Origin of the sequence: Chlorogloeopsis sp. ULAP01 (assembly GCF_030381805.1) — a bacterium.
Taxonomy (GTDB): Bacteria; Cyanobacteriota; Cyanobacteriia; order Cyanobacteriales; family Nostocaceae; genus Chlorogloeopsis.
Genome location: NZ_JAUDRH010000019.1, coordinates 1 through 12271, shown reverse-complemented (window position 1 = coordinate 12271; position 12271 = coordinate 1). Strand labels below are relative to the sequence as shown.

The 12271-nt window shown below is 40.7% G+C and carries 7 protein-coding genes and 1 pseudogene; 5 read left to right on the top strand and 3 right to left on the bottom strand.

Features of this window, described 5'->3' with window-relative positions; translation table 11 throughout:
* The first annotated feature begins 117 nt into the window (after window positions 1-117).
* The 3 genes from QUB80_RS30380 (at window position 118) to QUB80_RS30370 (ending at window position 3083) form a co-directional block, all read left to right on the top strand.
* On the top strand, window positions 118-882 hold the full coding sequence (locus QUB80_RS30380) for a Coq4 family protein (RefSeq protein ID WP_289793188.1): 765 nt from the start codon (window positions 118-120) through the stop codon (window positions 880-882).
* 76 nt (window positions 883-958) lie between these two features.
* Window positions 959-2152: a hypothetical protein gene (locus QUB80_RS30375; protein WP_289793187.1), complete on the top strand. Its 1194-nt coding sequence runs from the start codon at window positions 959-961 to the stop codon at window positions 2150-2152.
* Window positions 2153-2231: 79 nt separating this feature from the next.
* Window positions 2232-3083, top strand: coding sequence for a bile acid:sodium symporter family protein (locus QUB80_RS30370; protein WP_289793186.1), 852 nt, complete (start codon window positions 2232-2234; stop codon window positions 3081-3083).
* Between the two features lie 16 nt (window positions 3084-3099).
* Here the strand turns inward: QUB80_RS30370 and QUB80_RS30365 are convergent.
* The 3 genes and pseudogenes from QUB80_RS30365 to QUB80_RS30355 all read right to left on the bottom strand — a co-directional run bounded on the left by QUB80_RS30365 (window position 3100) and on the right by QUB80_RS30355 (window position 4633).
* A pseudogene (locus tag QUB80_RS30365) lies at window positions 3100-3741 on the bottom strand (restriction endonuclease subunit R).
* 22 nt (window positions 3742-3763) lie between these two features.
* Window positions 3764-3991, bottom strand: a complete 228-nt coding sequence (locus QUB80_RS30360) for a hypothetical protein (RefSeq protein ID WP_289793185.1) — start codon at window positions 3989-3991, stop codon at window positions 3764-3766.
* A 261-nt stretch (window positions 3992-4252) separates the two neighbouring features.
* The gene (locus tag QUB80_RS30355) at window positions 4253-4633 is read right to left on the bottom strand and encodes an ABC transporter substrate-binding protein (protein ID WP_289793184.1); all 381 of its coding nucleotides are present in this window, start codon (window positions 4631-4633) and stop codon (window positions 4253-4255) included.
* A gap of 381 nt (window positions 4634-5014) precedes the next feature.
* Here QUB80_RS30355 and QUB80_RS30350 point away from each other — a divergent pair, with 381 nt between their 5' ends.
* Both QUB80_RS30350 and QUB80_RS30345 read left to right on the top strand, forming a co-directional pair.
* Window positions 5015-7885, top strand: a complete 2871-nt coding sequence (locus QUB80_RS30350; protein ID WP_289793183.1) for an NHLP bacteriocin export ABC transporter permease/ATPase subunit — start codon at window positions 5015-5017, stop codon at window positions 7883-7885.
* Between the two features lie 283 nt (window positions 7886-8168).
* A complete protein-coding gene (locus QUB80_RS30345) occupies window positions 8169-12065 on the top strand; it encodes a PAS domain S-box protein (protein WP_289793182.1) in 3897 nt (1298 codons plus the stop codon).
* The last annotated feature ends 206 nt before the right edge of the window (window positions 12066-12271 follow it).

The following is a 12271-nucleotide window of genomic DNA, read 5'->3' as shown; positions in this document are numbered from 1 at the left end:
TACAACAAATAAGACAGAGACAAAGTTGAAGCGATCGCTCAAAAAGAGTACAACACCATTGTTGCGAAATTAACAAAACCTGAATCCTTGTAAAGAATTACATAAAGGACAAAATCAATGAGCTATAGATATATCAATACTTTAGCCTCGCCTGACAATATAAATAAGTTTTTGGAGTTAGTTGATTTAGTTGGAGGTGCAGATAAGGATGTTAATAATGTCTTTAAATTAGCTGACAAACTTAGTACGGGACTTCAGATGCAATTGTGTACTCAAGTTATTCAAAAAGATCCTACTTCAGCGAAAATGTTAGAGGAACGATATGTTGGCCCACCCCATGATTTGAAGACTCTGTTGACAATGCCGAAAGGCTCTTTGGGATGGACTTATGCCAGAGTTTTATCAGCAATCGGCTATGAGCCGTTACATCAAACTGCTCCTACTAGTTTTGAAACAGACGGGGATTACGTTAACTTTAGAGTTTTTAAAACTCACGATCTTCATCATGTGATGACTGGATATTCGTTGGATACTTTAGGCGAATTAGGTGTCATTTCCGTATTTGTAGGACAAATCCGCTATCCTGCCTTTTTGTTTTTGGATCTCATCTCTTTGTTACTAAGCTTTTTTACGAGTGACAAACTTTATGATGAAAACATGGAGGTAGCTGATTTAAATAAAACGTTGGGGTATAAATTCCGATTAATTTCAGATGGTATTGAAATAGGACAAGCAGCGAAACCTCTATTTCCTGTAAAGTGGGAAGAAGGCTTTGAACGTCCTTTAGAGGAGTGGCGACAGGAGTTAAATGTTAAGCCCGTGATGGAAGGTCCTTACAGTTGGTATACTAATCCCAAAATCAAGGCTGCATTAGAGGCATAAAGCAGGTTTGAGATTCTCGTTGAGAAAGCCGAGCCGATTTGATTCATACTTGCGATCGCTCTTTTGATTCTAGGCTATGGAAAAAGCACCTTCTTTGGATATTGATAACTTCTCCCTTGTCCGAGGTGGGTTAATATATCAGCTCCTAGTACGTGTCGGTTTAATTAAACCAGGCTCTTTCAACGTCATCCAGCGTAGCCTTTTTTTTGTATTCATAACTTGGCTACCACTCTTGCTGCTTTCATCTGTCGAAGGATTAGCAGTTGGTACTGCTTTACAAGTGCCTTTTCTCAAAGATATTGTAGCCTACAGCCGTTTTTTAGTAGCAGTTCCAGTCTTGATCATGGCCGAAGTTTGGATTGACATAAGTGTCAAGTCTGCTGTCAAGCATTTTATCTATTCTGGTTTGGTTGATACAGCAGAACTGCCAGATTTCAAAGCGGCAATCAGAGAGGTTAACAAGCTGAGGGATTGGCTGTTAATCGACGGATGCCTACTTGTAATTGCTTACCTTCTCACGTGGATAGTTTTCAGTGAGGAATTAAGCAGTGTGACTTCTGCGTGGAGTGCATACGGTGCTGGAGTTAACAAGCAGTTAACCTTGGCAGGCTGGTGGTATGCCCTACTGAGTCTACCCATTTATCAGTTCTTACTATACCGTTGGCTGTGGAGATTTTTGCTCTGGTTTAGGTTCCTTTGGCGTATATCTCGGCTACATCTGCAATTAGTTCCAACTCATGCTGACTTAGCAGGGGGACTAGGCTTTTTGGGAATCACTCAGATTCTATTTGGGAGTATCCCTTTTGTTGCCAGTGCCGTTTTGTCTGCGAATTTCTGCCGAAAAGTTATCACTCAGGGAGTTTCTATCACTACGTTTCAGATTCAAATCATCGTGTTCTTAACTTTGTCCGTCATAATTACACTAGCACCGCTATTGGTGTTTAGTAGCAAAATGCTCAAAGTCAAAATTTGGGGTTTGCGGCAGTATGGTTCTCTAGTTAGTCACCACAACCTTTTGTTTGAGCAAAAATGGGTAAGGCAAGAACAACACAAAGAAGAATCTCCTTTAGGAAGCCCCGATATATCATCTCTTGCCGATTTGGGTGCCAGCTTTGAGGCAATCAAAAAAATGAGAATCGTGCCATTTAGTTTGAGTGCAGTGATTGGACTAGGAAGCACTATTTTCGCACCTTTGTTACCCCTATTCTTCATTACTATTCCTTTGGAGCAAATCTTCGATTTGGCAAAGAAAATACTATTTGGCAGTTAGGGAGTAAAGCGATCGCTTCACTTTTGTGCCGACAAGCGCGAACTCTATACCCGCATCCATAACGCTCCAATTTAACGCCATGAATCTAACACAATTAATCTTGCTGGCGCTGAAGGTGAGTATCGTACTCGCCGTTTTCGCGCTTGGGTTGGGGGCAAGACTCAAAGATGTAACCTATTTGTTTCGCCATCCCAGACAACTTGTGCGATCACTCCTCTCCATGTACATCATTATGCCACTGGTAGCGGGGGCAATTGTAGCTGCTTTCAATCTGTATCCGGCTGTAGAAATCGCTCTGATCGCGCTATCGTTGTCTCCAATCCCGCCCATCTTACCGAAGAAGCAACTTAAGGCAGGCGGAGAAGAGGATTACACGTTTGGATTACTGGTGGCAATGTCGCTGCTGGCGATCGTGTTTGCTCCCCTCATGATTAAGCTGCTCGATAGAGCCTTCGGCAGAACCGACAAAATTCCGCCCATCGTCGTTGCTCAGATTGTTCTATCTACCGTACTGGTGTGGCTGGCGATCGGTATCGCAGTCCGATATCTGTCACCTGCATTTGCCCAACGGATTGCCAAGCCCATATCTGTGGTAGCATCTGTAGTGATGCTTGTCAGTCTTTTGCCCATCTTGTTTACTGCAAGATCTGCGCTCGCCTCTCTGATTGGCAATGGAACGATCATTGTGATTGTAGTTTTTGTCCTGATTGGGCTAGCAGCAGGTCATTTGCTGGGTGGGCCAAATCCCCATCACCGCACAGTTCTGGCACTGTCTACCGCTACTCGGCACCCTGGCGTCGCGATTGTGATCGCCCATACTAACTTTCCAGAGCAAAAGCTCGCCCTCGCCGCCATCCTGCTCTATTTGCTAATCAGTGGGGTTGTCACCATTCCGTACTTGAAAAGCCGTAAGCGTGCCGATGCGATTTAAATGACACACCCTACTACTAACTAATATTTCCAGCAGTCACCAATTGAGTTAAACGCTTGAGGATACGCAGTACATCGTACAGTTCATTTCCAGGGTTACGCATTAAAAAACCTTTTGATCAGGCATAACATGGTGGTTTTTCTTTAACTAATTTCACAAAGATAAACTCACTACCTGTAGCAATTATTCCAAAACTAGATTTGTCATGATAAGGATTACCTAACATATATGCGAGAATTTGTGCAAGTTCTGCCTCAATAGAAAATGAAGCTTTTTTGGATTTAATAATCATCACCCATAATTGGTCTTTTAACACTAAAGTATCCATTTTGTCTTTGATGATGATATCTTCATCTGGTACGGCAATCTCTATAGATTCTTCTGATTTGACATAAAATGGAGCTAAATAAAAATCACTAATAAAAAGTATGGGGTCTACAATTGTCATTCTGACCACATCTTCTAACAATTGGAGACAATAGAGAAGGTTTAAATAACCAACTTTGACTTTATCTAAAAGTTGTTTATCTAACTCTGTAATCTCTGATAAATTTTCTTGATATTCTCGGAAGAATTAGTCATCTAAAACTAACTGAATTCCAAAATTAACAATTAAATAGTGTAAATCTATATCTTTAGCTTGTATGGTTTGAGTTATGATTTTTGCAGAGTCAAGAATACTACAGCAAAGTTAATTTACTAAATCTTTTTAGTATACTTAAAACCTGTTGAAGTTCATTTGTTTTTTCTATTGATAAAGCATCTGAACGGGCATATTTTGGCTTTTGTACCTGAACTAACTTGACAAAAACAAACTCTCTACAATTGACAAGTAACCCAAACGTTGGTTGTTCAATATTGGGAGTATCGAGCATATAAGTAAGTGCTTGAGGCAGTGCAGATACCACATCAAATTTAGTTCAATAAATATATCAAAAACTTAATAAATTAGTTAACGAAAAACAGACAAAAAATAAGTTTTTGCAGGCATGGTTATAGCAATACAATTCTGCTAACCGCTCACGGTTTTGCCATAAAGTATGATGCTAGACTGTAAGTAATTTAGAGAGTGCTAATCAAAAATTTACATTTTATCTACTTTCTAGCAAGTATTTAAACAAGTCATCCAATACTCTATTAGCTCCTGATATACCCTGCGTACACCAATTTTATTGACTGACAACATAAGCTCGATTGTTTTTGACGGCTTTTAGACTACTAAACATAGAATTTTGAAAATAAAAGCTTGATGTTTTTTCACCAACATCAACAATAAATAGAATATCAGCATCGTACTCACTGATAGTTTCAATGCTGAGTTTTGCATCTCTGCCGCGAGACAAAAATTTATAACGCAACCCAATATCATTTAAAATACTAGGAATTAAAGAATTTTCTTTATTACTAATTGTCCAAATAAAATTATCATCACAAAAAATTACGGAAATCTCTATTTGCTGCAACTTGTTTCCTAAGCGTTTTTTCAATTCTTCAATTCGTTTCTGATATTGACTTAAAACTTCCTCTGCTTTTGTTTCTCGATCCAGCAATTTGGCCCTCAAGCTCCTCAAAACCTTCAAGTACGAGATTTTCAACCTGGGGTTTAGGAGCCTGCTGATGCAATTCGTCAAGGTTTGATTGGCTAAGGATGAGGGTCATGGTGGAGCCAGCTAAGTGCGACTAATTGTCAATAAAATTACCACTAAATGATGATGGACTTCAACTCAGCGAGGGCGCTCTATTACTCTGTCAATCACAAATTGACGGGTTGAGGTAGACGTGAAGACATAAAGACGCGGTGAAGCGGAGAATTTTTAACCCCGCAAAATTATTTTGATCGAGGGGGCAAAGTTTGCAGCATTGCATATCATCTCAACAATAAGCATTTGATGTTGTACACTCAGGTGCGTAGTTGCGTTGGACTACACTGAATGAAAATAAATGAATCAGTGCTGCTGCACGATCCAGAAACTTTGTGGATAGTAGAGTCTGGAAGGCTGGCGTTGTTTGCAACTAAAATCAGGGATGGTTCATCTCAGAGTCAGCGTCGTTATTTATTTAGTGTCAGTACAGGTGAAGCTTTATTTGGTGCAGCATTAGCACCGGAAGCGATCGCAGTTCAACAATGGGCATTTGTGGCGGTGGCAGTAGAACCGACACAATTATCTCCACTACCGATGAGTGAGTTAGTCGAGCAAATTGCAGCAGATAAACCAGAAGCAACTGCACTCTTAGAAAATTGGCTATATCACCTAGATCGGGTTCTTAACCAGCAGCAAACGAAACTGACGATGCCATTAAATCTTATTGCTAGAGATTTTGAGGGCAATTTTTCGTTATCAGCCGATGAGACGTTACAACTATGGCAAAAAAAAGTCTTTTGGGTGAAGTTACAACAAGGTAGTGTTCGCTGGTTAGGAATCGATAAGTTAACCTTCAATTCAGCCTCGCCAGCTTTTCCACTCACATCAGGTATGTGGTTGGAGGCAGAAAATTCAGTTAACGGAGTGGTGCTAGCAGTTGCAGAGTTAGAACAGGCAGAATTACGAGCCGGTTTGGCGAGTTTGCATACTTATTTTTTTTGCTACTTCAGTTTGTTAAATAATCAACACGTAGAAGTAGAAGATCGTAGCTTTTGGGAACGAGAACAACGCAATCGCCAAGTAGTAGCAGGAGCGTTAGGAGAACTCGCTGTTGTATTACAACCGCAGCAAGAAGCTGTATTTTTTCAAGAAGGGCCAGCTCTTCTGGTGGCAATGGGAGCAATTGGAAGGTTTTTAGGGATTGCAATTCATCCTCCGATTGTAGAAGATTTTGAAAGTGCGAAAGATCCTGTAGCTGCGATTGCCAGAGCATCGCAAATACGTATTCGGCGTGTAACTTTATCAGAAGACTGGTGGCATAAAGAACATGGTCCTCTACTGACTTTTACTGAGTGGGAAAAACGTCCAGTTGCTTTATTGCCTGTTGGTACTAGGGGTTATGTACTATTTGACTCGGTAGCACAAAATCGTATACCCGTAAATGAAGCTGTAGCTAAGACATTGTCACAGCAAGCTTATGTTCTTTATCGACCTTTACCTCAGGTTGTAAACAATGCTATTGATGTATTGTTGTTTGCAACTAGAGGTAGTAAAAAAGACATTATTAGTATTTTCCTGTTGGGCATAATTGCCACGCTGTTAGGAATGATTACGCCACAGGCAACAGGAATTTTAGTAAATTATGCTATTCCTGAGAGCGATCGCGTCTTGGTTTGGCAAATTGGATTGGTGCTGTTTGTAGTAGCTTTTGCCCAGGTAGTCTTTGGAATTGCTCAAAGCATTATTACCCTTAGAGTTGAAAGCCTCAGCGATAACGTCTTGCAACCTGCTATTTGGGATCGGGTACTCAAATTAAGTCCAGCGTTTTTTCGGCAGTATGCATCTGGAGATTTAGTCAATCGTATCATGTCTGTGAGTCGGATTCAGCAAAAACTCAGTGGTGCTACTCAACGGACTTTATTAAGTGGAGTCTTTGCTTTACTCAACCTAGTGCTAATGTTTATTTATAGCTGGAAACTTGCTTTTGTCGGAGTAGGTTTAGGATTGCTAGCTAGCTTTATTACCAGCGTTTCTAGCTTTTTCTTAGTTAGGAAATCACGGCAGTTGCAGGAAATAGACGGCGCAATTTATGGACTTACCATTCAACTGATTAATGGTGTAGCTAAACTGCGGGTTGCAATGGCAGAAGAAAGAGCATTTGCAGCTTGGGCAAAAAAGTACAGCCAAAGAACCAGGCTCAAGGCGAGTGGGCAAGAGATTAAGGATTATGTTTCTGTGTTTAACGAAGCATTACCACTAGTGAGTTCCATACTCTTGTTTGGTTTTGCGATGTCAACCAGGCAGTCAAGTCTAACACTTGGCACATTTATTGCTTTTAACTATGCTTTAAGTATTTTTATCAAAGGAGTCACCGACCTCAGCAACACCATTACAGATATTTGGAGTATTATTCCTTTGTGGGAACGAACACAACCAATTTTGCGAACTCTTCCAGAAACGAGCGATCGCAAGGAAAATCCCGGACAGTTAATCGGCCGCATTGTCTTAGATCGTGTCAGCTTTCGTTATTCTGAAGATGGGCCTTTAGTCCTCAAAGATGTGAGTTTGTATGCAGCTCCGGGAGAATTTATCGCTATAGTCGGGCCTTCCGGAAGTGGAAAATCAACAATATTGCGATTATTGTTGGGGTTTGAAAAGACCACAAGAGGAAGTATATTTTACGATGGTAAAGACTTAGCTAAGTTGGATCTTCAGGCGTTACGCAGATCCTTAGGGGTAGTGTTGCAAAATGGCAAGATTGGTTCAGGCTCGATTTTTGAGAACATCACTGGCGGAGCGTTAGTCACACTAGAGCAAGCCTGGGAAGCAGCACGTATGGCAGGTTGGGCAGAAGACATAGAGCAAATGCCAATGGGTATGCACACTATGATTAGTGAGGGAGGAAGTAATCTTTCTGGCGGGCAAAGACAGCGATTATTGATTGCCCGCGCCCTTGTCTCTCAGCCGAGAGTTATCTTAATGGATGAGGCAACCAGCGCTTTGGATAATCGCACCCAGGCAATTGTCACTGAAAGTTTGGAGCGGCTAAAAGTAACGCGAGTCGCGATCGCCCATCGTCTTAGCACTATTCGTAATGCCGATCGCATTTATGTGATTGAAGCTGGTTGTGTGGTGCAAGTGGGAACTTTCGCGCAATTGATGGCTCAACAAGGTTTGTTTACTCGATTGGTTGCCCGACAGTCAGAAGATGATCATTAAAAATAAACTAAAAACACAGATTCCCGACTTCTACCCGACTTCTAAAGGAAGTTAGGAATCTAAGTTGTTTGACTATATGAATAATTAACATTGATATCAGTAATTTTACTGAAGCAAATTTATCTTTCAAGATATTACAAATTTATTGTAGCTGCTATGCAATTGTTACATTGCCTCACTAATAATTGCGGACAAATAAAATAAAGTATAAATAATAACATTAAAATATTTTTAGACAATGCAGATTTTTCTTAGCTTATTCGAGTAACGGGAGGCAGGCACAGTGGCACTTACTACCGATTTGGGCTGCCATGAGTTGGGTGGCTCGCAATTAGTAGCAGCAGGCACAGAAGAACAACTGCGTTTATTAGAGTCAGTAGTTGTTCATGCTAACGATGCCATTGTTATTACTACAGCCGATAGGCTAGATGCACCTTTCGGCCCGCAAATAGTTTATATTAACGAAGCTTTTACTCGGATGAGTGGCTATTGCGCTACTGAAGCAATTGGTAAAACGCCACGACTTTTACAGGGTGAATTAACCGATCGCACCCAACTCAACAGAATTCGCGTTGCCCTTCAAAATCGATTACCAGTGACAGCAGAGTTAATCAACTATCATAAAAACGGCTCTGCGTATTGGGTAGAGATAAATATTGCACCAATCACAGATTGCGAGGGCAAAGTCACTCATTTTGTTTCTGTGCAGCGAGATATTACCGAACGCAAACATACTGAAGAGGAACTGCAAAACACCAACAGAAAATTCCGTGGGATTTTCAATGGCACATTTCAATTTATGGTACTGCTAACACCAGAAGGAATTGTATTAGAAGCCAACCAAACAGCACTTGATTTTGGAGGATTGCAGCCACAAGAAGTGATTGGGCGTCCATTTTGGGAGACACATTGGTGGGCAATTTCCACCCCAATCCAAAACCAATTAAAAGCAGCGATCGCACTGGCTGTCAAAAATGAATTTGTACGTTACGAGGTTGATCTACTTGGTGCAGGCGATACCGTCGCTAGCTTCGACTTTTGTGTGAGATCTCTAAAAGATGACTCAGGCAAAGTGGTAATGCTGCTTGCCGAAGGGCAAAATATCACCCAGCTTAAACAAGCACAAGTAGAACTAGAAAGGCTGGAAATCAGTCGCCAGCAGATACAGGAAACTTTACAAAAACAGGATTGCGCTGAAATTGCCTTGCAAGAAAGTGAACGACGCTATCAAACCATAGCAGCTGTTTTACCAGTAGGTATTTTTAGAACAGATGTTATGGGAAATTGTCTTTACGTTAATCATCGCTGGTGTGAAATTACTGGGCTTACTCCTGAAGAAGCCACAGGGCATGGTTGGGAGCGGATGCTTCATCCAGACGATAGAGAGCGAATTATTCAAGATTGGTATCAAGCTGCTGCCCACAATCTGCCATTTTCCTCTGAGTACAGGTTTCAGCGTCCTGATGGTAGTATTAGTTGGGTTGTTGGTCAGTCGGTTGCAGAGCGAACAGATACAGGTGAAATCATTGCTTACATTGGCACCATTACTGAGATTAGCGATCGCAAACATACTGAAGAAGCTCTCAAACAGAGCGAGGAGCGTTTCCGAAACTTAATTGAAACTAGCAGTGATTTGATTTGGGAAGTTGATGAAAATGCTGCTTATACATATGTCAGTCCGAAAGTCAGCGACATATTAGGTTATCAACCCGAAGAAATCTTAGGCAAAATACCTTTACAGTTGATGCCACAATACAAGCGAGACAGTATCGCCCAGCTTTTTTTTGAAATTGTTAGTCAACAAAAAGCATTTGAATGTCTTGAAAATATCAACCTGCATAAAAATGGGCATCCAGTTGTTCTGGAAACTAATGGAGTTCCAATCTTTGATCGAGAAGGTAAATTCCGTGGTTATCGTGGCATAAGTAGAGACGTTACAGAACGCAATCAAGCACAGGCTGCATTACAAGCGACTCAACAACAGCTACAAGCAATTTTAGATAACTCTCCAGCAGTTATTTATTTAACGGATACTCAAAACAGATTTTTACTGATTAACCGTCAGTATGAACAGCTATTTCACATTACCAAAGCGGAGATTGTAGGTAAAAGTGTATATGATGTTTTTCCTCATGAATTTGCTAGTAAGTTTGCAGCAAACAATCATAATGTATTCACCACTGGGGAACACCTAGAAGTAGAAGAAGTTGCTCCTCAAACAGATGGAGAACATATTTACCTATCTGTTAAATTTCCTTTAAAAGATGGTAATGGTGTTCCCTATGCTATTTGTGGCATTTCCACAGATATTACTGATCGCAAACGTGTTGAAGAATCTTTAGTACGTTTTCGTAAAGCGATAGAAAGTAGCAGTGACGCTATTGGCTTGATTGACAATGGTGGTGAGCAAATTGACGTCAATCCAGCATTTGTGGAACTGTTTGAGTACACTTTGGCAGAATTGCAAGCTGCTGGAGGAATGTTAGCCCTTTACCCCCATCAAGCAGAGTATCAAAAAATCTTTGCAGCCGTGGAGAGCGGACATTCTTGGCGCGGTGAAGTCAAAATGAAAACTCGCAGAGGTGAAATTTTAGATATTTACCTTCGTGCTGATGCAATCAAAGATGTCACTGGCAAGATTATCGGTACAGTTAGCATTCATACTGATATTACTGAGCGCAAACAAGCAGAAGCTAGCTTACGCCTGCGCGATCGCGTGATTGCTGCCAGTACTAACGGGATTGTAATTGCTGATGTCAGACTGCCACAGCTACCAATTATCTATGTTAACTCTGCCTTTGAGAATATCACTGGTTACTCTATAGAAGAAATTATCGGTCAAAGCAGCTGTTTGATCCAAAGTGCAGATCTTAATCAAATAGAGGCGCAAGAAATCAACACTGCGATTAAACAAGCAAAAAACTGCACAGTAATTTTACGTAACTATCGCCAAGATGGCAGTCTATTTTGGAATGAATTAAGTATTTTTCCTGTATTTGATGCTGACGGCATTTATACGCACTATGTCGGCATTCAAAATGATATTACCAATCGCAAGCAAGCAGAGGCAGCGTTGTTATTATCACAAGCCCGTTTGCAATACTTGCTTTCTTCCACTCCAGCAATTATTTATAGCTGTAAACCCGATGGTGATTATGGTGTTACCTTTATTAGCGACAATATTACTGCCGTGATGGGCTACGAAGCGCGAGAATTTGTTGAAGATTCTAGCTTTTGGATAAATCATATTCATCCAGACGATTTAGCACGTGTTTTAACAGAAGTGTCAAAAATTTTTGACCAAGGAGAAAATAGTTATGAATATCGTTTTTTACATAGTGACGGTGAATATCGTTGGGTATACGATCAAGCCAAGTTAGTGTTGTGGGATGATGCGGGTAATCCAGTAGAAATCGTTGGTTATCGAGCCGACATTACAAAATACAAACAGTTGGAACAGGAACTAAGAACAGCATTAGAGAAAGAAAAAGAATTGAATGAACTTAAGTCTCGCTTTATTACTATGACTTCCCATGAATTTCGTACTCCATTGAGTACCATTCTTTCCTCTTCGGAACTATTAGAACACTATCGTCACAAATGGACAGAAGAAAAACTGCTCTTACACATACATCGCATTCAAACTGCTGTCAAACATATGACTGATATGTTAAATGATGTATTGGTAATTGGTAAGGTAGAAGTAGGAAAATTAGAATTTAGACCAGTACCTCTAGACTTAGTCGAATACTGCTGTAACTTATTGGAAGAATTGCAAATTGATATCGATCCTCAATGTGCGATCGCTTTTAACTGTGAATATAAATTCATACCCGGTTGTATGGATGAAAAATTACTAGGGTATATTCTCAGAAATCTACTTTCAAATGCTAGAAAATATTCTCCTAATCACAGGATTGTCAAATTTACTCTTACTTGTCAACAAGAGCAAGCAGTATTTGAAATCAAAGACCAAGGAATTGGTATTCCCTCAGAAGACTTGCCTCATCTATTTGAATCTTTTCATCGTGCCGCTAATGTTGGCAATATTCAAGGTACAGGTTTAGGATTGGCAATAGTAAAAAAGTGCGTAGATATTCATAGAGGTGAAATTACGGTGAATAGTGAACTTGAAGCAGGAACAACATTTACTGTAGCTTTGCCATTAAATAATATTTGAAGACAGAAGGCGGTAGACGGGTTCGCCGTAAGCGTTGCGTTAGCTAGCGGCTACTTTCACTTATTCGCTTCTTGCAAGAGCGTAGGTACGGCGTATCCATTGGTAGGCAGTCCCGATGAAACAAGTTTCACAAGCCTTGCATGAAAAACCTCACCCCGTCCTGTCGGACACCCCTCTCCTTGCTAAGGAGAGGGGCAGGGGGTGAG

Coding starts and splice junctions, on each gene's coding strand:
- QUB80_RS30380 (WP_289793188.1), top strand. CDS start 118: ATGAGCTATAGATATATCAATACTTTAGCCTCGCCTGACAATATAAAT.
- QUB80_RS30375 (WP_289793187.1), top strand. CDS start 959: ATGGAAAAAGCACCTTCTTTGGATATTGATAACTTCTCCCTTGTCCGA.
- QUB80_RS30370 (WP_289793186.1), top strand. CDS start 2,232: ATGAATCTAACACAATTAATCTTGCTGGCGCTGAAGGTGAGTATCGTA.
- QUB80_RS30350 (WP_289793183.1), top strand. CDS start 5,015: ATGAAAATAAATGAATCAGTGCTGCTGCACGATCCAGAAACTTTGTGG.